29 protein-coding genes are annotated in these 20,701 nt (G+C 30.4%); 5 read left to right on the forward strand and 24 right to left on the reverse strand.

The genetic code is table 11. The features are described 5' to 3' along the window. Positions 1-51 precede the first annotated feature (51 nt). Positions 52-1,296, forward strand: a complete 1,245-nt coding sequence (locus tag MUA60_RS13830; RefSeq protein ID WP_262648674.1) for an IS110 family RNA-guided transposase — start codon at positions 52-54, stop codon at positions 1,294-1,296. 383 nt (positions 1,297-1,679) lie between these two features. Here MUA60_RS13830 and MUA60_RS13835 read toward each other — a convergent pair whose 3' ends face one another. The 8 genes from MUA60_RS13835 to MUA60_RS13870 are packed head-to-tail and all read right to left on the reverse strand — an operon-like array spanning position 1,680 to position 8,027. Further along, positions 1,680-2,057: a Na+/H+ antiporter subunit G gene (locus tag MUA60_RS13835; RefSeq protein WP_262648732.1), complete on the reverse strand. Its 378-nt coding sequence runs from the start codon at positions 2,055-2,057 to the stop codon at positions 1,680-1,682. After that, a complete protein-coding gene (locus MUA60_RS13840; protein WP_262648734.1) occupies positions 2,035-2,328 on the reverse strand; it encodes a monovalent cation/H+ antiporter complex subunit F in 294 nt (97 codons plus the stop codon). The genes MUA60_RS13835 and MUA60_RS13840 overlap by 23 nt, the downstream gene beginning before the upstream one ends. Further along, complete coding sequence (locus tag MUA60_RS13845) at positions 2,328-2,810, reverse strand: Na+/H+ antiporter subunit E (RefSeq protein ID WP_262648736.1); 483 nt, start codon at positions 2,808-2,810, stop codon at positions 2,328-2,330. Before MUA60_RS13845 ends, MUA60_RS13840 begins: the two co-directional genes overlap by 1 nt. 2 nt (positions 2,811-2,812) lie before the next feature. Then, a complete protein-coding gene (locus tag MUA60_RS13850; RefSeq protein ID WP_262648737.1) occupies positions 2,813-4,309 on the reverse strand; it encodes a Na+/H+ antiporter subunit D in 1,497 nt (498 codons plus the stop codon). Beyond that, positions 4,302-4,649: a Na(+)/H(+) antiporter subunit C gene (locus MUA60_RS13855; protein ID WP_025906012.1), complete on the reverse strand. Its 348-nt coding sequence runs from the start codon at positions 4,647-4,649 to the stop codon at positions 4,302-4,304. The genes MUA60_RS13850 and MUA60_RS13855 overlap by 8 nt, the downstream gene beginning before the upstream one ends. Beyond that, positions 4,646-5,071, reverse strand: coding sequence for a monovalent cation/H+ antiporter subunit B (locus MUA60_RS13860; RefSeq protein ID WP_262648739.1), 426 nt, complete (start codon positions 5,069-5,071; stop codon positions 4,646-4,648). The genes MUA60_RS13855 and MUA60_RS13860 overlap by 4 nt, the downstream gene beginning before the upstream one ends. Next, positions 5,058-7,457 (reverse strand): DUF4040 family protein, encoded by a 2,400-nt coding sequence (locus tag MUA60_RS13865; RefSeq protein ID WP_262648740.1) that lies wholly within the window; start codon positions 7,455-7,457, stop codon positions 5,058-5,060. The genes MUA60_RS13860 and MUA60_RS13865 overlap by 14 nt, the downstream gene beginning before the upstream one ends. 18 nt (positions 7,458-7,475) lie before the next feature. After that, positions 7,476-8,027, reverse strand: a complete 552-nt coding sequence (locus tag MUA60_RS13870) for a tyrosine-type recombinase/integrase (RefSeq protein WP_262648742.1) — start codon at positions 8,025-8,027, stop codon at positions 7,476-7,478. 136 nt (positions 8,028-8,163) lie between these two features. On the opposite strand from MUA60_RS13870, the gene MUA60_RS13875 reads away from it, so the two are divergent. Next, positions 8,164-8,373 (forward strand): DUF1659 domain-containing protein, encoded by a 210-nt coding sequence (locus MUA60_RS13875; RefSeq protein WP_025906021.1) that lies wholly within the window; start codon positions 8,164-8,166, stop codon positions 8,371-8,373. Positions 8,374-8,405: 32 nt separating this feature from the next. Further along, positions 8,406-8,621 (forward strand): DUF2922 domain-containing protein, encoded by a 216-nt coding sequence (locus MUA60_RS13880; protein ID WP_262648743.1) that lies wholly within the window; start codon positions 8,406-8,408, stop codon positions 8,619-8,621. 186 nt (positions 8,622-8,807) lie between these two features. Here the strand turns inward: MUA60_RS13880 and MUA60_RS13885 are convergent, their stop codons facing one another. Then, entirely contained in the window at positions 8,808-9,083 is a 276-nt protein-coding gene (locus tag MUA60_RS13885) for a MarR family transcriptional regulator (protein WP_262648745.1), read from the reverse strand. Between the two features lie 276 nt (positions 9,084-9,359). Between MUA60_RS13885 and MUA60_RS13890 the strand changes: the two genes are divergently transcribed. Beyond that, on the forward strand, positions 9,360-10,445 hold the full coding sequence (locus MUA60_RS13890; RefSeq protein ID WP_262648746.1) for a helix-turn-helix domain-containing protein: 1,086 nt from the start codon (positions 9,360-9,362) through the stop codon (positions 10,443-10,445). A 141-nt stretch (positions 10,446-10,586) separates the two neighbouring features. Here MUA60_RS13890 and MUA60_RS13895 read toward each other — a convergent pair whose 3' ends face one another. The 15 genes from MUA60_RS13895 to MUA60_RS13965 all read right to left on the reverse strand — a co-directional run bounded on the left by MUA60_RS13895 (position 10,587) and on the right by MUA60_RS13965 (position 19,926). Continuing rightward, positions 10,587-11,561: a type II toxin-antitoxin system antitoxin SocA domain-containing protein gene (locus MUA60_RS13895; protein WP_262648747.1), complete on the reverse strand. Its 975-nt coding sequence runs from the start codon at positions 11,559-11,561 to the stop codon at positions 10,587-10,589. Between the two features lie 20 nt (positions 11,562-11,581). Beyond that, a complete protein-coding gene (locus MUA60_RS13900) occupies positions 11,582-11,932 on the reverse strand; it encodes a type II toxin-antitoxin system MqsR family toxin (RefSeq protein ID WP_262648748.1) in 351 nt (116 codons plus the stop codon). 346 nt (positions 11,933-12,278) lie between these two features. Then, a complete protein-coding gene (locus MUA60_RS13905; RefSeq protein ID WP_262648749.1) occupies positions 12,279-12,887 on the reverse strand; it encodes a hypothetical protein in 609 nt (202 codons plus the stop codon). Positions 12,888-13,331: 444 nt separating this feature from the next. Then, complete coding sequence (locus MUA60_RS13910) at positions 13,332-13,661, reverse strand: sigma factor-like helix-turn-helix DNA-binding protein (protein WP_262648750.1); 330 nt, start codon at positions 13,659-13,661, stop codon at positions 13,332-13,334. 78 nt (positions 13,662-13,739) lie between these two features. Next, entirely contained in the window at positions 13,740-14,126 is a 387-nt protein-coding gene (locus MUA60_RS13915; RefSeq protein ID WP_262648752.1) for a pathogenicity island protein, read from the reverse strand. A gap of 18 nt (positions 14,127-14,144) precedes the next feature. After that, positions 14,145-14,615 carry a terminase small subunit gene (locus MUA60_RS13920; protein ID WP_152291750.1) on the reverse strand — a complete coding sequence of 157 codons (471 nt, stop codon included), beginning with the start codon at positions 14,613-14,615 and terminating at the stop codon, positions 14,145-14,147. Between the two features lie 56 nt (positions 14,616-14,671). After that, the gene (locus tag MUA60_RS13925) at positions 14,672-15,298 is read right to left on the reverse strand and encodes a hypothetical protein (protein WP_204177046.1); all 627 of its coding nucleotides are present in this window, start codon (positions 15,296-15,298) and stop codon (positions 14,672-14,674) included. Further along, entirely contained in the window at positions 15,298-15,663 is a 366-nt protein-coding gene (locus MUA60_RS13930; RefSeq protein WP_204169229.1) for a pathogenicity island protein, read from the reverse strand. The genes MUA60_RS13925 and MUA60_RS13930 overlap by 1 nt, the downstream gene beginning before the upstream one ends. Before the next feature lie 85 nt (positions 15,664-15,748). Then, the gene (locus tag MUA60_RS13935; RefSeq protein WP_262648760.1) at positions 15,749-16,072 is read right to left on the reverse strand and encodes a hypothetical protein; all 324 of its coding nucleotides are present in this window, start codon (positions 16,070-16,072) and stop codon (positions 15,749-15,751) included. Positions 16,073-16,408: 336 nt separating this feature from the next. Further along, the gene (locus MUA60_RS13940; protein WP_262650631.1) at positions 16,409-18,067 is read right to left on the reverse strand and encodes a DUF927 domain-containing protein; all 1,659 of its coding nucleotides are present in this window, start codon (positions 18,065-18,067) and stop codon (positions 16,409-16,411) included. Positions 18,068-18,069: 2 nt separating this feature from the next. Further along, a complete protein-coding gene (locus MUA60_RS13945; RefSeq protein WP_262648762.1) occupies positions 18,070-18,930 on the reverse strand; it encodes a primase alpha helix C-terminal domain-containing protein in 861 nt (286 codons plus the stop codon). A gap of 54 nt (positions 18,931-18,984) precedes the next feature. After that, a complete protein-coding gene (locus MUA60_RS13950) occupies positions 18,985-19,182 on the reverse strand; it encodes a hypothetical protein (RefSeq protein ID WP_262648764.1) in 198 nt (65 codons plus the stop codon). Continuing rightward, the gene (locus MUA60_RS13955; protein WP_262648766.1) at positions 19,175-19,471 is read right to left on the reverse strand and encodes a type II toxin-antitoxin system toxin TscT; all 297 of its coding nucleotides are present in this window, start codon (positions 19,469-19,471) and stop codon (positions 19,175-19,177) included. The genes MUA60_RS13950 and MUA60_RS13955 overlap by 8 nt, the downstream gene beginning before the upstream one ends. Positions 19,472-19,487: 16 nt before the next feature. Continuing rightward, entirely contained in the window at positions 19,488-19,760 is a 273-nt protein-coding gene (locus tag MUA60_RS13960; RefSeq protein WP_153654271.1) for a helix-turn-helix domain-containing protein, read from the reverse strand. Then, positions 19,726-19,926 (reverse strand): helix-turn-helix domain-containing protein, encoded by a 201-nt coding sequence (locus MUA60_RS13965; RefSeq protein WP_196968580.1) that lies wholly within the window; start codon positions 19,924-19,926, stop codon positions 19,726-19,728. Before MUA60_RS13965 ends, MUA60_RS13960 begins: the two co-directional genes overlap by 35 nt. A 152-nt stretch (positions 19,927-20,078) precedes the next feature. Here MUA60_RS13965 and MUA60_RS13970 point away from each other — a divergent pair, with 152 nt between their 5' ends. Next, on the forward strand, positions 20,079-20,699 hold the full coding sequence (locus MUA60_RS13970) for a helix-turn-helix domain-containing protein (RefSeq protein ID WP_196968581.1): 621 nt from the start codon (positions 20,079-20,081) through the stop codon (positions 20,697-20,699). Positions 20,700-20,701: the final 2 nt, after the last annotated feature.

Consider the following 20,701-nt stretch of genomic DNA (forward strand, 5'->3'; position numbering starts at 1 on the left):
ATGTTGGGTCCCTTGAGATCGTGTACAGGAAAATGAACTAAGTAAGGCTAAGTGAAGTTAAAGCTTCTTAAATTTAATAACTTAGGAGTGATTTTTATCGAATATTTTGGTATAGATGTTGGAAAAGGAAAGAGTTTTATTGCACATTATTCAAACAATGAATTTGTTAAAGAATTTGAAATTACCCACGATAATAATGGTTTTGAGTCACTAAACAAATATATAAAGGATTTCGCAGGAGTATATTTTTTATTTGAAGCTACTGGTATATATTCAAAAGTGTTAGAGAAATTCTGTACAGTTAACAACATTTCATTTTGTGTAATTAATCCTCTTGAGGCAAAATTACTAACTAATTCTTTAAGAAATTGGAAAACAGATAAATCTGATGCACATAAACTTGCCGTTTTAGCTAAAAATATAAATAAAAAACCTTCTAGAAATTTAATGGAAGAAAAATACGTAAAACTGAGAGAACTGACAAGATACTATGAAGAAATTAACAATCAACAAAATTACTTAAAAAACCAATTGATTCAGTTACTAGATATGACTTTTCCAGAATTACAAAACCTATTTAAGGATAGATATTCAAAATTGGCTTTACAAGTAGCTAGTAAGTTCCCACATCCTGACTTTGTTGATTCTAATGAAATTGAAGAACTAAAAAATACAATTAATAGTTGTACAGAAAAAAATCTATCAGAGAAAAAGAAAGCACAATATGCAAAAAAACTCGTAGAGTTCTCTATGGTCAGTTATCCTTCTGTTTCTAAAGATTCATTTTTAACAGATAAATTAATTTATGTGATTGAAGATTTATTAAATCTAATGAAACGGCATGCTTCTATAAAACAAAGGTTATTAGTGTTAGCTGAGGAATTCGAAGAATTTAAAATAATTAAATCTATTCCTGGCATTGGTGATTTAACAGCCATAATGATTATTGGCGAATTAGGTGACATCAAATCCTTTGATTCTCATAAACAATTGAATGCATATGTAGGCATTGATATAAAAAGATATCAGTCTGGTAAAACGCATTTTAAAGATAAAATTAACAAACGTGGAAACAAACATGCTAGATCATTATTTTACTTAATCATTAAAAATTTCCTGTTGGGTCAAAGGTTATTTAAAAATCATATTATCGACTATTATTACAAATTAAAAAAGCAGCCTAATGGCAAAGGCCACAAGACTGCTTCAATAGCTTGCGTTAACAAGCTACTTAAAACCATTCATTATCTAGTTATAAATAATAAAGAATATGATTATCACTTGTCTCCACACTGATAATCTATTCAAATAAATCATAACATATTGAAAAAATTATTAAATAATAAAGGCTTATTTAGTGATGCCAATTTTAAATACATTTTACTACGTAGTAGTTGACAAATCGTAGGAAAGAGGCCGAGATTTAATCATCTCGGGCCTCTTCTTTGTGTATATAACTTCCATTATTCCGAATTCTGGTAATTAGACGGGCGCTCGATTAGAGACATTTCTCAGAATTCTGTCCCTAACAACGCCTCTTACGGACACTTCTCAAATAATGTCTATTATTTTAATGTTGGATCATCTTTTTTCATGATTTGTTTATATTTACTAAATGTTTCTTTATCATTTTTAGAAAATGCTTCGTTCATCATTTGTCTTTTTTCGGCTCTTCTTCTTCAGTCTTTCTTTGTTTCTTTACGATCATACCTGAAGTTTAATGAAGTACCTTTTTTAGTAAATTCTTTCATATACATATATGATCCTGAATTATAAGCTGCTCTAATAATCATATGTCCTGCTACGGGAGATGTTAAATATAAGAACAGTATTGTTAATAATGTTCGGACACTAAAGTATTCTTGTGTCACTAAGAAATATATAAACACACCTGTCAAAGTAAGCAACACAGATAATGTAGAACTTTTAGTAGCGGCATGACTTCGAAGAAATGTATCTCTAAAGCGTACAATTCCTATCGCACTGATGAGCGCTGCTATTGAACCTAACAATATTGATAAAGCGGCAATTAAACTAACGATTTCGCTTAGATTCAAAGACACGACCCCCTTCTATGAAACGTGAAATACCTACTGTACTCAAGAAAGAAAGTATTGTGATAATCAAACTCGCTTCTAAATAACTGAATATATCATAAATAATGCTTAATACCCCTACTACGGAAACTAAAATCGCACCGATTGCATCAAAAGCAATGACTCTATCCGCAGTAGTTGGACCTATGATCGTTCTGAGAAGTACGACAACAATGGAAATACCATATATAACAAGCGCTGTTTTGATAATTGCTAAAATGATAAATGACATTATTTAAGCACCTCCCAGATTAGTTTTTCATATTTCTTAATTTGCTTCGTTAAAATTTCTTTTTCTTTATCTGAAATATCAATTGCATGTATAAAGAATCTTCTACCATCAGGTGAAAGTCTAAGCACGACGGAACCTGGTGTAAGCATAATAAGCAATGTTAACAATGTAATCGCCCAATCTTGTTTTAACGTTGTTTCATATGTTACAAGACCTGGATTAACTTTGTTTGTTTTAAATAAAATATAATTGATTGTTGTCATGCTTGAAGTCACAAGCTGATAGTTATAAACACATATAAACTTGAAGATTACCCAAACCTTTTTCAAGTAGAAGACATGTCCAAAGAATCTATGCATTAAATAAACAATAAAGATACCAATGAGATATCCACTTACAAAGGTTGATAAATGAAATTTATCTTCATCTTGGAATAGCGTCCATAAGAAGGCGATTAAAATATTTAATAACAACTGTGCCATTATTACTTCGCCTCCACTTCTACGTTTGGAATAATTTCTTTAATATATGACTGTTCATGTATGTTAAATTGTGCTGCTAATTCTGAAATGTTCAATATATATTGCGATGCTATACCTAATACGATAGTAGCTACTGTTAATATGATCATCGCGTATAACTTATGTTTAGAAAGTGGAACCCTTTCAACTTTAGGTATATCGTTTCTACCGAAGTACATCACTAAGAATATTCTTAGTAAACTGTACATGGCGATGACACTTGTAATCACCATCACGATGACACCAATTGTATAACCATTATCTAAAGCACCATTAATAATTAATAATTTCCCAGGAAATCCACTAAATGGTGGTACACCACCGATTGATAATATCGTGATAAAGAATATAATCCCTAGACTAGGATAATATTTAATTAATCCACCAAATTGATCATAATATCTCGTGCCTGATAATAATACGAAAGTACCTATGATTAAGAATAATAGTGTTTTGATAATCATATCGTGACTGACATAGAATATTGCCCCTGTAATACCATCACTATTATTCGCACTTAAACCGAGGACAGCAAATCCTATTGATAAAATAACTTGGTAAGCTGCAATCTTTTTAATATCTTTAAATCCTAATACACCGATACTACCGATGATCATTGTGATGATAGCCATTATATATAAGAGGAAATGTGTAACTTCCGGCTTTTCATCGAACATCAACACCATAACTCTTATCAATGCATAGACACCGACTTTAGTCATAAGGCTGGCAAACAAAGCTGCTAATTCAGTGTTTAAAGCTGCATATGCTTTCGGCAACCACATGAACATGACTAAGGCTGCTTTACCACCAAAGACGAAAATCATAATAACTGCTACTAAAGTAACGGTCGATGGTTGATTACTTTCAGTTATACGCATTGCAATGTGTCCAAAGTTCAAAGTGCCTAACGTTCCATATAAGTATGCTACGCCCATTAAGAAGAACCAAGAACTGACAACGTTAATAACAACATAGATAACACTCGCTCTTAGTTGTTCGATAGATTGTCCAAGTGTTAATAATACAAATGATGCTAATAACATAATTTCAAACATAACGTATAAATTAAAGATATCTGCTGTTAAGAAACTTCCGTTAACACCTGTTAATAAAAATAGTATAAAAGATGGTAAGAAATATCTATTTGCTACTCTTTCTCGTTTACCAAAACCAAAATATATAATAACTGTTACAACAAAACAAGAAACAGTCGTAAATAGAAGTGCTAATTCATCTCCGACAAACTGTATACCATATGGTGGTTGCCAATCACCAAAGTTAATAACAAGTACTTTATTTAAACTAACTTCTATAAGTAGCCATACCGAGATGATTGTTGTGATTGATAAACTCGTTACCGCGATACGTCTTGTTAAAGCTAAACGTTCTTTAAAGAAGAACAATATTAATCCAGTAATTAAAGGTACGAGTAATGGTACTAATATTAAATTATTCATCTACATCTTCATCCTCACCGCGTAACGCCTCTATTCTATTTACTTTCGTCAACTTAAATGTTCTATATATAAGTACGAGTAAAAATGCTGTAACAGCAAAACCAATTACGATAGCTGTTAAGATCAATGCTTGAGGTAAAGGATCGACATAATCTTTTCCTTCTCCATTAATAAGTGGAACATTCTTTCCACCAAACTCGCTCATGGATAAAATCATTAAGTTTGCTACGTGTGTATAAATTGCTGTACCAATAACAATTCGAATTAAGTTCTTAGACAAAATCATATATGTTCCTACAAATGTGAGTACGCCTATTATAATAACTAGTATTAAATTCAACTGTTATCACCACTTATCGCAAGCATAATTGTTACAACTGACCCTACTACAGTAAGTAGTATGCCGAGCTCAAAAAGTGTAACGCTTGATAAATGAATCTCACCTAACAAAGGCCACGTCATATAGCCATCTTCCTGTGTTAACATCGGATGTCCAAAGAACATTGGAATAATACCTGTCCCAATTGAAATGAGACATCCAATAATTGTAACTGCTCTAAAGTCTAATGGCATTGATTGAACGACTGTTTCTACATCAAAAGCTAAAAACATTAAGATAAAGGCTGAGCTAAAGACGAGTCCACCAATAAACCCACCACCTGGGTTATCGTGACCAGCAAGAAAAATATAAAATCCGAACGTCAAAATTATGAATATAGCAATTTTGGATATCGTTTCTAATACAACATCATTTTCTTTCATTTGGCTCATCCTTTCTTATCTTAAATTTAACTAATGTGAATATACCTAATCCTGCAATTAATATAACGATTCCTTCAAGCATTGTATCTAACGCTCTAAAGTCTCCGAGAATACCGTTAACGATATTTTTAACACCTGCTAATTCGTAAGCATTATCATAGTAGAATGAAATTTTGTCGAACAGGCTATCTTGTTGCATCATAATGACAAAGACCACAACAGATACTGCCATTAATAAAGCAATTGTTAATTTCACAATTTCACTGATAACGTTTGATGTATCTTTCTGAACGTTTGGTAAATGATAGAACACTAATAAGAATAATACTGTCGTAATCGTTTCTATAACAAGTTGCGTTAAAGCTAAGTCAGGTGCTTTCATAAATATGAATACGACCGCGATCGAATATCCGATGACACCATTTAAAATCGTCATTGTCATTCTCTCACGTATAAACATTAACGCTGTTGCGGTAATCACAATATTAATTAATATAATGATTTCAAATGTTGTCGCTTCAGTAATATGGTAATAAGCAATATCATATATACCGACTTGATAAATACCATATCCCATAATGACAAAGAAAATTACATAAATAATGTGTAAATATTGATTCAATTTATTGTTCATAATACCTTGAATTGAAAACGTACTGATACGATCTAATGTATCCATACCTTTTGTATATAGCGTATTGATTTCTAAGTTTTTAGAAAACTTACTATAAATAACATCCCATTTTGGCACGAGTATAAGAAGTGTCCCAATAATGTAAATGCCAAGTGTTAAGAATAATTCTACAGTAAATCCGTGCCATGCTTTAATATGTGGTAAATGAGCCATAATCTCGTTATCGTTGAAGATATCTCTTAATGCTGGTCCAATTAGGTATTCTCCTAGTACATTCGGTACAAAGAAAATAATTGGAACAAATAATACGATAATCATTGGTGAGATTAATAACCCACCTCCATCATGACGTGGTACTTTTGGTAATTGTTCTTTTTTAAGCTTACCGAAAAATGGTTCTTTAATGAGTTTAATACAATATACAAATGTAAATATACTGCCGACAAACCCAGCTAATATCATCACGTTAGACATCGTTTGATTAAAGATATCTGTGTGACCAGTTTCTACTAAACTCGTAAAGAATTTCTCTTTACTTAAGAAACCATTAAATAACGGAATACCTGCCATAGATAGTGCACTGATTGTCATGACAACTGCTGTTATTGGCATGATTGTTCTTAATCCACCAAGCTTTTTAACATCTCTTGTTCCTGTTTCATGGTCGATAATACCGACACCCATAAATAGAACACTTTTGAAAATCGCATGGTTAATTAAATGGAATAATGCTGCAAATAAACTCGCTAAAAAGATTTCATTATCTGCTTTAAAATTACTATTTAATGCTAATAGCCCTAAACCGATCATCGTCATAATCATACCGAGTTGACTGATTGTTGAATAGGCAAGCATGGCTTTTAAATCTTTCTTGTTAACTGCAAAGAATGAACCGACTAATAACGTCACTAAACCGATAGTAACAACTGTATAAACGACCCATGTACTTTGACCGATAATTGGTGTGAATCTTAATAATAAATATAATCCTGCTTTAACCATTGTTGCTGAATGTAAATAAGCGCTGACAGGCGTTGGTGCTTCCATTGCATCTGGCAACCAAATATGAAATGGAAATTGTGCAGATTTGGTAAATGCTCCGAGTAAGATTAAAATGACTGCAAGTACAAACCATGGTGATTCATAAATTTTATCAATCATACCGACTTGTTCAGTAATTGTATTCGTACCCGTAATGCTGTATAGCAAAATCAATCCAACTAACATTGCCATACCGCCAAACACTGTAATTAAAAATGATTTCAAAGCACCGTCTTGACTCTTTCTACGTTGATACCAATATGAAATGAGCAAGAATGAAGAAATACTTGTTAACTCCCAAAATGTATATAACAATATCGTATTATTTGAAAGTACGACACCTAACATTGCTAACATAAACATTAACAAATACGTATAAAATCTTGGAAGATTCTCTTTTTCATGGGAAAGATAATAAATGGCATATAAGAAGACACCTGCACCAATTAATGAAATAAGTAGTGCAAAAATTAAAGATAGACCATCCAAACGTAAATCTAAATTAACATCTACAAGTGGAATCCACTCTTGGAAATAAGTAATACTTTGGCCAGCATATATCGTCTTAATTTGACTTAAGAAATATATGGAACTTAGAACTGGCGCAATTAAACTTAGCCATCCAGCAAATCGGCTAAACTTTGTATTCATCGTCATGAGCACGATTGACATCACAACGATAATCATTAAAAACAGCCATATTAAAGCCATACATTAACCCCTTTCTCTCTATATATTAAGTTCAATTGTCGTTTCTTTTTTTATTGTCGTGACATCAATAAATTTTAAAGTTTCTATTAAAGATTGATGTCCGAGGTATTTTTGAATAATCGAAACTGATACCCCTGATTTGAAGGCATGATATGCAAAGGTCTTTCTTAACGAGTACAACCCGATATTCTTCAACCCTACTTCTTCAGCAGCAACATGTATAATTCGATAAGCTTGTTGCCTTGATAATTGTTTTTTTGTTTTGATGGACATAAACACAAAGTCATCTCTTTTTAATCCTTCTTCATAAATAAAAGTAGATAAACTCGATCTCAAATGTAACGGTATAACGACTTTAATTAAATCTTGTTCATCATTTATCCAATCTTGTTTAATATCATTATCCTCATCATATAAATCTTGGACTGTTAAATTAAGTAACTGGTTTACTTTCATACCTGTATGAATAGCTAAGCTAAACAATAAATAGTCTCGTTCACTATGTGATTTCAATACTTCATACATTGCTCTAATGTCATCTTTATTCTTAATTGGAGATACTTGTTGCATAAATTTGGTCCATCCTTCCTAATTAAGATACATATTTATAATAATATATATTTGAGTAACATGAAAGAAATTTATACATTTTTTTGTCGTTTTTACATACTAATTTCGATATATAAAGTGAAAGGAGGTTTTAATTATGGAAACAGTTAAAGACATTAACATTATTTTATTACATCAGTATTTAGATGAAGCTTCTAAAGTAAAAACTGTTCAACGTAAATTTAATGCAATTAATTTAAACGTTACACCAGAACAAGTTAAAACTTTTAAAGGCATTATCGAAACATTAAGTGACGAGAAATTTAAAGATGCGTATATCGTCAAAACAATACAGATAGAAAATTAATGCTATCTAAAAAATATTTAGGAGGTGAAAACATGAAAAGAGTATTGGAGTTAACATTCAAAACATCATTAGATAAGACATTTACTTTACAAATTGAAAATCCAAAAGCAGACTTATCAAGCGATATTGTTGAAGATGCGATGAATAAAATTATGAAGCTTAACTTATTTAACTTAAACAAAGGTGAGCTTGTATCAATCCATTCAGCACAATATATCGAGCGCAGCACACGTCAATTGATTAAATAAGTATTCTATAACAATAGAAGGGAGCGGGACAGAAATCTAATTTGTATAAAGAGATTTCGTAGTCCCGCCCCGGCAAGGATGACTAGAGTTGAAAAAAGCTTGCTACAAGCGCATTTCGGGTTCAGTCATCTACTGCCAATATACTAAAACAGGCTGAGACATTACTTTATGTCCCAGCCTGTTTTCTTATATATCTTTAACGAGCGTTTCGTATTTTTCTTTATGTGTTGCATCCATGAAATAGTAAACTTTTCTTTCATCTAGATTACTTCTATATTTATCGATTAAACCTTTTCTATATAATTTTGCTAAGTTTGTACCTATATTAGAAGGTCTTGTTTTTAATTCTAAAAGCTTCCCACTTAGAATTTCTTTAATTGTAATTTCTTTTGCAGTATATATTTCTTCTAAAATAATGAAATCAACGAGTGATAATTTCTTTTCATTCTTTAAAGTTGTCACTTTATTCTCTTAGTCGATCATTTGTTGAATGGTTTTGTTAAATGTTTCTATCAAGTAAAGCCCTCCCAATTTAAATTTTCCCGATTTTTAATAGTTCACAACACACAAATTTCATTAATTATTATTTTAACGTGTTTTAAATTCATATTTTGATTAAATCGATTAACATATTTGATTTATTATGAAGTATCTTCTCCATTTTATTTAATTAGGTAACATTTACATACGATTTTTGATATCATATTGTTAAATAAATAACTATATTGACAGAATTTGATGTTTTATTCCATAATTTGTCTTTATTTAGAGGTGATTATTTGTACAATTATAAGATTTCACTACATAAGGGAAAGTATCATTAACCCAAAATTACTCGGATATGGCGCTTTATGTTTCGTTTTAGAAGGTCATACAGAACTTACTTTAAATCATACGACTTATGAGTATAATGTTGGTGATTTATTTTATCTTCAAGATAACGATAATTATTTACCCATTATTAATAATGGATTGGTCGCTATACTTCATATTAGTTATGCGATGATGGAAAATTTAAGTGGAGAAGAAGCATTTGTCTTTAGAATCCCCCGTACTTCGAAGACTAATGAATTAGATAGATACAAACATGAAATTAAAGATTTATATATTAGAGCTATTCTTGCAAACTTAACAAACGTTAAAATTAGATGCAGTAATTACGTTGTTGAGATTTATAAGATTATGTTTGAACGTTTTCAAGTGGATACTAAAAATTATGGTCATATTGAAATTGAACTTAGCAGCCTTATTTATAAAGTAAAACAATATATTGATCAAGATTATCACTTAATAGTGTCGCAAGTCAAGTTTTATATCTCTCCTGAACATCTATCAAGAGAATTTTCTAAACAAATGGGGACAATATTTATTCAATATTTAAAGGAAACAAGACTTTTTCAAGCGACATATGCATTATTGTTCACGCAGTTTAAAACAGAACAAATCGCAAATAGTCATGGTTTTTCTAGTTATCATAACTTTAATAGACAATTTAAAGAGCAATTTCATGTAACGCCTAATCAATACCGTCTTCAATACCGTCTTCAATATAGACGTCATAAAAAAGATAAAGAAAATGAAGTAATTTCTAAAGAGGAAAAAGCTTCATTGATTTCAAAATTACAAAAATTGATGCATAATAAATCGTTTGTTCATGAATATAAAAGAATGGCATTTAGTGATGTACCATTTCAGACACTCTCAGCAAATCATAAGACATATTTACATATCGGTGATGTTTATGATTTTTATACACCTTTTCTAGGAGAAATTTTAGAAAATGTAGAGAAAATGACGGATACACCCATTATTGTTATTCTTTGAAACACACTATATTTAGACATACTCATACATATTCAAAAGACTTTAATATCAACGTTTATAAGAGGTAAGTCTAAAAATTATTAGATATGAATACTCATGTTAGTTCGCAACTTTGCGAAATATTTGCGAATTAATCTCTTATTACTTATAGATTAAATCCGAAGAATAAGAGTAAGGAATTCGAGATTTCATCTCAGTATTTTTCCACCCAATCTCTTCGTGAGACTTTTCACTAATCTCATTAGCATTATCATCTTTAAACAATTCAACAACTCTTCTCAGCACTTCTTCTTCTTTTTTATCAAAAATATATTCTTCATTAACATTAGACTTTATATACTCTCCTGTATAACTGTTCATATATCCAAAAGGTTCCCATTCTATAGAACCTTCTTCAACTAAGAGTCCATATAGTAAATCAGCTTTTTGAGGTACTGGGCCATAATGATTTTTAATATATGTTAGTCCTATCATTGACTTAGTGTATCTACTAAAATAAATGAAATCAGTATAAAACAGCAATTTATTCAATTTAGTTTTAGAGATATAATCTAACTTAGAAGCAAAATAATCGATAACTACTTCTAATTTTCTTAAATTCATTTTTTTAAAACCGTTGTTTATATCTACGTTGTCATCACAAAGTATTATTTCTATGGATTTTAATTCTTTATTTTCATTTAGGTCTTTTAATTCTTCGATTCTTTTTAAAAATTTGATCTGTAAACTCTCTTCTAAGTTATTTTTATTCATATTAAAAAGTTCTACTATTTTGTTAGTACTTTTTTTTAAATCTATATATAAACTATTATTTACCTTTGAAGGCAATGCTCCCTTTTCATAACGTGATATGCTAGCTTTACCTATGCCTGTAATCTTTGAAAAATCTCTTTGCGAAAGATTAAATGTTTCTCTAATTCTTTTAAATTCATCTTTTCCCAAAATATTATGTTTTGTTCTATATTTATCAAATGCTTTATTTATAGCTATGTTGTCTAATTCTTCATCAAATATTTTTTCGTGAGTATCAGAATCAAATCTAAAGTTAGAAACTACTTCAATATCCTCGTCTCTCACTTTAAAAACTTCAATATCGTTTTTAATATATGTGTTCATATAAATCACCTCTTTATAATTTATTTTTTGTATGGTAGAGTAAATGGCCCATTAGAAGGTTTAAAAGATAATACTTTGCATAAATTGTTGTTTGATAACTTGATTTTTATATATACTTGAACATCTTCAATCTCTTTTCCGAACTCCCAAACTTCTGTTCCATCACCATTATGATCAGGACTTGGTCCTCTATCATAATCTAAATAAGTTAACTCCATCAACTCTTCTACAGCTAAATCTATGTCTAAACCTAGTACCGTTATTCCATCATATGTTCTAGGAATAAATTCCACACCTTTACTTATTTGTGTTTTAAACTCTACTAAAAATCTATTAATATGATTTATTGATGTTGTTTGATTTTTACACATTGTCACGGCACCTATCTTAGTGGTATCTTTTGATACCATTTTAACACGTTTATTTTCCATACACAAATTTTTTAAGCTGTTATTTTAGCCAAATTAGTTTTTTGTCTACAAGTCTATTTATAACTACAGTTGTATTATTTAACCAATACTATTACTCATTTTTGAGTAACAGACTTTTTTGTCCGTAACCTATTTTATTGAACTTGCTCAAAATTGTGCGTGTTCCCTATTACTCAAAGCGATTTTTAGGCAAGTTAGCCTATATAACTCCCCACATAAAAGTATTAACTGTTGTCTGAATTATAATAATTAATGGCCATAATACACCTTTTTATCAATTAAAACTTTAGTACTCTTTATCTTCTTCATCATATTTTGAACGGTAAGCACTCATACAAATACTTCTTGCTTGTGATCTTTCTCTAGTATTCAACTCGCACTCTCTTAATTCACTCTCTTGAACGATTTGCTCATTATCTTTTATGATATATCCTTCTTTATTATAAACATTTACATCGTGATATAAAGTATCATCGATAGTTATACTCTCATTGCTAGATATAGAATATTTAAAACGTTCACTTTCATATGTTATAAATGGATTACTAGATTTAATAATTGTGTAGTTTTTAGTCTTTATATCTATTAAGTACTCTTTTTTGTTTTTTTCAACAATTTTCTTTATATCACTTAATTTATTATATAATTCAAGAGGACTATGTAATTCACCAGGATTTTTTAAATCAAATTTGTTTTTTAGTTTTACTTCAACCTTATTATTATATGCTTGATACCTAACATATAAAATCTCATTTTTATACTTTTTATTTATTTGTTTTAAAGTCTTATCTTCATAGTTACTTATTATTCTTTCAGCCTTACTATTTTCTATTTGCTCTTTTATTTCCATAACACTCTTCGGTATAAGTACAATACTTATTACACCTAATAACACTAATAATAAAATCCTCTTTTTTGTAAACATTCTCTTATTCGTCCATTCCTAAATATTTCTATAAAAACACTTTAAACTACTTAAGCATTATTCAATTAATATTTAAAACTTTAATACATTACGTTATATTACATATTTAGCAATTTTATTATATCCTATTAGTTATAATTGTAGTACTTTTTATTTTTAACCCTACTCTTTTTATATGCCAATTTATTTAAAACAATCATTCGCCTATAACTGTTGGTATATTTGAGTTATACGGCTATTTTCCAGTTATTAAATCCCTTTAAAAATTAGCATAAATTGACTTTAAATATTATGCTATACCTATCCTAAAACTATCCCTTAATAATACCCTGCTACACTCAAGCAATACATATCATTAATCATATATTCAATGTAGTAATTTAGTGTTTTTAAACATAACAAAAGAGATCACCATTAAGGCAATCTCTCAATCATTTCGTTATATAGTTGTCTCACACGTTCTCCACTTAAATTAAAATACTTACCTACTTCTCTATATGTCTTGCCTTCACTTAACAATAAGAATATAAAATACTCCTTATCACTGGCTACCTTCTCAATGATTGATTCTATTTCATTAAAGCGTATATGCGCATCTATATCATGATCGTGCATAATTTCAGCATCATCATTCAGATTAAAGAATGTGTCTAAATCTTCATCTTGATAGTTAATAGGCTTAGCTAACTTGTGGAAATTAGAGATAAACTCTTTCATTTCCTGCTTATCATCTATACAGTACATGCTTTATCCTCCACTTTAAATGTTGCTACCTCGTTAATAGGCTTTATTTGCTCTATATCGCTTGTTTTTCGACACGCTTTATACAAATCGACTTGTAAACCTATCAATCACATCAAAGTCTTTTACACGCCCATTAGTAGCCATGTAACGCATGATATCTCGTTGCTCTTGTAATGTATAAGAACTGATTACTCGCTTTAATATCTTTAATCTTTCATCAGACTTACGCTTGTAGTAGCTTAGCTTATTTTTTTCTTCAACGATATATATAACCAGCTTGTCTAGTGGATAAGAAGTGGATACCAATCGACCATTTTCATCAGTGATAACATGCGACATATTTAAGTGATACATACTCTCTATTTGCATATTCATAGCTTTAATCTTACTATTAATAATTTTCGGGTTAAACTTCATCAATAACTCATACTCTGTGAACTTATTTTTTTCAAAGTCTGGTAGCATTTAACCACTCCTTATACATTAATCAATATCATCAACAAACGTAACTTCTCCCACACTTAAATTATGGTTTTCAGTCCATATACTATGGTATTTGCCTAATAGATCTCTTGCTTTATTTCTATCGCTTGCTTTAATAGGTACTTCAATCAATTCAACATGTTCATTATAGATAACGTTTAAACGCTTAGTAACAGGGTTTTCTACATACTCGCCACGCTTAACCACAATCTCTTTAGTTTCAGTTTCTTCGCCTGTTGCTGCTCTTGATAATAGATATAATAATTCTTGTGCTTCAAGTACACCTTTTTCCATGAGTTCTTTCTTTTGACTATCAATGTAATTTTTAACTTTATCATTCTTTAGCAGTCTACTACCTGCTACATGAGCGCTTGTTTTACTATATCCAGCGTTTATAGCTGACTGAGTAATGTTTAATGATTTAAGGTATTCATCAGCAAAGCGTTGTTGTTTAGTGCTTAGTTCATTCATATAATCACTCCTTATATATTAATAAAACCAAACCAATTAAGGCTTGGCTCTGTGTATTACTTAATTTCTGAATCTACTAATTCTGTTACGGATGTTATTGATACTTGCCCTTCATCATTTTTAAGTACAGAAACACCCGTGTGATTCATTCCACTGTTCTCTAACACTAAATAATCTTGTTCTTTTTGTTTATAATCCTCGTCATATTTGAAAGGATTTAAAGCTTTATCTTTAATTTCTGTAAATCTTTCATTAATTTTGGCTTTGTCGCTATCTGTCATTTTTTCATCTATCATATTTTGATATATACCAACTTCAAAAACTGAAATATCTTCAAGATTAGCATTGTTAATTTCATTAATTAGATCATGACTATCTAATAGCGATAATCTCGCTTGTAAATCTTGTCGTCTGATTAACTCTAATTGTGGGTTATCATGATTTTTATATGTGTATTGTTGTTCTATGCCTTCCAATTCAGCTTGTAGCTTTGACATTCTATTCTGTGCATACTCTTTCAACTCATTTTGTAGAGCAATCGCTTTTGGTCGTTGCTCTTTCGCAATAAAATCTGATTTAAACTGGCGTTTAACCATTAATCTTGTTTCTTTAATCAAATCATCAATTTTACTTGTGATATTATTGTATTGTTCATCATTGAAAAGTGTGTTCCATACAGTCATTATTGATTACCTCTTTCATCTTTAATTTCAATCGATTTTAATGCTTCTAAACGTTTGATATTACCCTTTATAATGCTTTCGATAGTGTTTATTGCTTCGTCTTTATCTTGCTTACTTGTGATGATATAGTAGCCTCTTTTGTCCCTCGTACGACAACTACCAATCGGATATTTAAACCTTAAAACGAGATCGTTGATAATACTTGCTAACCATCGATAATTTGCTTGATTGATTTCAAGACGTAATTGTCTCAAAACTTTATCTCTAGTAATATACTTGTTAGGTGCATTTGTTATCACATCAACTACTTGGCGGTGGTCTGTGGGTAATTCTTGCACCCTTTGTTTTTCTAATACTTTTACCATTTACATTCCTTCTTTCTGTTTTTTAGATTTTTATTACTTATCAAGTTCAACTTGAATCTTGATAACTACTCATATAAAGCCCTCCTTATGCTATGAACGTATAATTAGCAACTTTATTAATTTGTTCAATCTCTTTAATAACATTCTTTTTATTATCATTAATCACTGTTGGTGCAATTACCTGCAATGCTTTGATTACATCTTCTATCTCATTTATTGTTAAATCTCTTGAGTTTAAGTAAATGTATTTCTTTAGATTTAATCTACTTGGTGCACATTCATCATTAATTGGTATCCTCTGCAGACAAGCCAATTCTGATTTTATTTCTCCATCTTTAGTCTTTGTCATTTTTCGATATACTTGTAGCTTGTTTAATAATTCCAGCGTCTTATTTAATGGTTTAGTCATTTTCATTTCTCCTTTTTGTATTTGTCCCAAAGTACCCCATAAGTACCCCACAAGGCTCCCAATGGCTTGGGTACGATTAAAACTACATAAACATTGATATATCAACGTTTATTATTAAAGTTCCCGAAGTTCCCATTATTTTGTGTTCAACCTATATACTATGTGGACAAGAGTAGTAAGTTCATTTACTCGTTACTACTATATATACCTTAGTATTATTGGGAACTTTGGGAACTAAAGGTAATATACTCGCTTTAAGCATTGATATAAAAGCTTTTTAAGAGTTCCCATTACTAATTATAAAAAGGTAACTGCATGGGAACATTGGGTACTCAGCTATAATTTTTCATTTCTAAACTCAAAGCCCAATTCTCTAATCACTGATTGGCTAATAGCATAACCTCTATATTTTTTGCCATTTGTTTTTACTGATTTCTGCACCCTATCAGCATCAGTTACTAGATACCCTCGTTCTTCCCATTCCTTAATGATTGTCCTTAACTCATGTCCTAAATAGTTCTTCATCGGTTTAGATAACACACATAAGTAATCTTTATGGAATATCGCCTTTAATTCGGTATTGTATACTTCGCTATATCCAGCACCAGTTATACTATTTCTACTCGCATCTAATTCTTCTAGTAACCCCTCTAACAATTCTCTAGGTTTATCTAGTGTCTTATTGGTGTCTAACATTCTATGAAATGCAGTATCAACATTTTTATAGTGATCGTGTTCAAAGCCTGCAATGTCATTTAGTATTTCGCCTGCTACCATAAGCACTGCAAAATATCTTGCTACACGTTGCATAACTTCGTTTTCTCCTGCTTTATCAATATAGATACCTTCATACGCTTTAAAGCTATCTTTGTAGGACGCTTTTTGCTTACTATATTGTTCTATAAACACTAGTCCTAAATGCCCGTAATTGCTCTCTATTCCTGCGTATAACGCTCTTATATTCACATCATCATTGAATGGTTTATCTTGTAATGTTATTACTCTGGCACTCACACCAGCTTTCTCATTACCATATTCAACTATTGAAGTTTCTCCTGTGCTTAGTAAAATATTGTTCCACGTTTTTACTACATCGACACTCTGAACGTTCCCTCGACCTTTACTCTTGCCACCACTGAATTGATATACGACATCACTTAATAGATATGGTTTAGCTTTACGTGTGTCGTCATACATACTTGGAAAACTATTTAAGATACTCGCTTTACGTTCTAAATCAATAGGTGTCGTGTTCCACTCGTTTATAAGTCTTTCAGTACCCCAAATGCTAGCAGCAACTCTTAAAGCTGTTGTCTTACCCGTACTCGTTTTACTCGCCATATCTACTACAAATGGATCTACATTAAAATCATGTAATAAGATTGAACCTAGTGAAGCATATACGAATGTCATAACCATTGGACTCTGTTTGATTGGCTTAAATACCTTTTCTGCATAATCTTCGAGATTACCCTTTGTTTTAAAAGCATTAGCAAGTTGTCTATAGCCATCTTCATGTATTACAAGCCTTATTTCATCATCAATTAAAGGGTGGATAAAATGACCTTTTACATGTCCTAATCTTGTAGCTATGTTTTCATCTGGTATATTATTCAATCGCTTAAACATTGATATGAAATGCACCAATTCAGTACGATTGATAGTATCTACATCAAGTCCTTTGTTAGCTAAATTTATAATGTTCTTACTATCAGCTATTTCTGTTGCTTGTACTGGTATCGTTGTAATTTCTCCAGCTCTTTTAAATTTCATTTCATAGCTGATTATCAAACTCTCAATATCTTTTAATCGTTTTGTTATAAATGGTGGTGTTGATGTTATTGTTACAGTTACGATTTCTTTATCATCTCCACGACCCTTTTCAACCATTTTATATAACCAGCCGTTTTGTTGAATTTGATAACTTTCTGGAATGATGTCATTTTCTAATATTTCTTTTTTCTCATTAATTAGTTCATCTATTTCATTAGGCATTTTCAATTATCATCACTCCTTATGTTTATCTTGTAGTGTTTTTTATAGATACTAGCGAATATTTTATTGAGTTCCTTTTCTGCTAATGGTGGTGTACATAACGTTTGATTATATGAGTAGGCAAGCCAATAAGCTAATTTATCTCCTACATTCTTAGCAAGCAATAAACCCACTAAAGACGTCAAAGTTTGGTTTCTACTACCATTTACTACACCGTCTGCTACATCGTCCCAGAAAGCTTGTGTACGCTTGCCAGCACTATTGTTTTTTGGTTTGTGTTGCTTTATAGCTTTCATAAGAAAGTCATAATCTAGAATAGGTTTATCGTTATACTTGAATACAAATTCTGAATCCTTATTTTGCTTAACACTGTACGTCATAGCTTGGCTTGGTACTTCACTCGATTCATCGTATTTCTCATTTATTACCTCGCCAATCATTTGAATTGCTTTCCTGTACAATGTAGCTTTAATTGGTTTACTTATTGGTATCAATAATCTATAGCGATTGCCCTTATATGTGTGATTGAATGTTGAGTAAATCGTGTAAGCAGCATTTCCTAATTTGTTGTTTACTGTCTTTATAAAATCCAACTTATTATCTAGATCATCATAATCAAGAATGAGCATGTTCCTATCAATCATATTGGCATCGTTTCTAATTTTTTTATCATCGCTATTAGTCCCAGCTAGGAATACGCCACGTTCGTATTTATCCTCACTAATTGCTGGTATTGATAACTTTTTAACTAAATCAGAGTATTTTATATGATGCTCTTTCTTAAAGCTATCTGCATACACATTTTTATATTCGAGAATAGTTAAATTCACATCATTTTCTATCTTTATCGGTTTATAACTCATGTTTATACCCTCCAAATAATTCATGGTTTGTGGTATGATGAATACATATTCGGTTTATTTATTATTTTTATGACCTTTAGTAGTTGGAGCTACTTGAGGTCTTTTTATTTCTGATAATAGAATTAGTCCCCAGCATGTAATACTGCTTAATAAACAGGCAAAATAAATAGCTTGTATAGTTGTTAATCCTATAAGCATGAGGGTTATACCTAAAATGCTCATCAATGCTATAAGGCATAAGTATTTAGCCATTTTCAGCACCTTCTTCATTCAATTTATTCAATTCTGAATCAAGGTTTTTCAAAAGCGCCTGCATCTCTTTCTTGTAAAGTAACAATAGTTCTTGCGATTGATTTGTTTTAATTCTTATCTCTCGATAACTTAACGCAAAGTTTTCAACTTCTTTTCTATTTTCAAGTTGTCTCTGTTCAAAATAATCTTCAATCAAGTAGTAATTGGTCTCTACCAAATCACTTATTTTATCTTTCAAAATTTCTAGATCACTTTTTATACCCAAAATTCCCAATATTTTTTTATTCATTTTTAAAGTCCTCCATTTATAAATGTTTTTTATTTCTAGCTTTCAGATACTTACGAAATGCATCAATATCAACTACAGTTAGTGTTGCAGAAAGCGAAAAATAGAGATCTTCTACACCTTCATTATTTAGATCATACTGATTGAGTATGCGACTTACTGTACTTCTACTAATTCCGAATAGTTCTCCTATTTGTTTAGGTGTTGCGTAAAGTGGCTTTGTAATTACTTTTACATCATCAGTAATTACATTTTCCCTAGTCGGTAATTGTTGTAGTTTTGTTCTTGGCATTGTCTGAATCCTCCTTATGCTTAATTGATAAAAGTAATTCTTCACGCTCTACAAGTATTTTTCCTTTGATTTTTATATGAGGAATGACGTTTTGTTGAATCAATTTGTAAACTTGTCTTTCGCTCATTCTTAATAGTTCTGCAGTCTCTTTCACAGTTAAAAACATAGAATCCCCCTCCTATTCTTTTAGGAATATTAAGAATTATTTATATTCCCTATAATTCCTTGAGATAAATATAAACTGAAACTTTAGGAAAGTCAAGGAATTTCTTGTATTATTTTTATTCCTAATATATTATTGTAGTTGAGGTGATTAAAGTGAACGAAACTGAACAAAATAACATTAAATTGGAAATTGGGAGATTTTTAAAAAGTATTAGAGTATCTAAAAATAAAACTGCCAAACAACTTGGTGACAAAACAGGATATTCTCAAAGTCATATAAGTGGTATTGAAAACGGAAAGAAAACTATGCCTAGCAAACAGTTTATAGAAAGTTATTTGATGTATCTAAAGGATAATTACGAGGAATTTAACTATTATGCCGATAAGATAAACAGTATTTCTAAAGGTCAGATACAATTAAATAAAATTGTAGAATTTGATTCGAAGAAATTTTTTGATTCGTTAAATGCAATGGCCATACCTTATCAATTTAATTTTTATGATCATAATGATGAAAAACAGGTTTCTATTTTTCAAGTTCCAATTAATGATATACACTTCCATTTATCTGACATAAATAACTTGAAATTTTACAAAACAATTAAAGTGACTGAAAAAGATAAAAAGAATATTGAAGAATTAATTGATTTATACTTTAAAAATAAAGCAAATATAATCAGAGAAATTAGAAATGAATTTGTACACAAAGATACAAGTATAAATGAATTAGAAAAGACCTTTTCTGAAATAGAAAATAAATTAAACAAGGAGTGATA

Origin of the sequence: Mammaliicoccus sciuri (assembly GCF_025561425.1) — a bacterium.
In the GTDB taxonomy this organism is placed as follows: Bacteria; Bacillota; Bacilli; order Staphylococcales; family Staphylococcaceae; genus Mammaliicoccus; species Mammaliicoccus sciuri_A.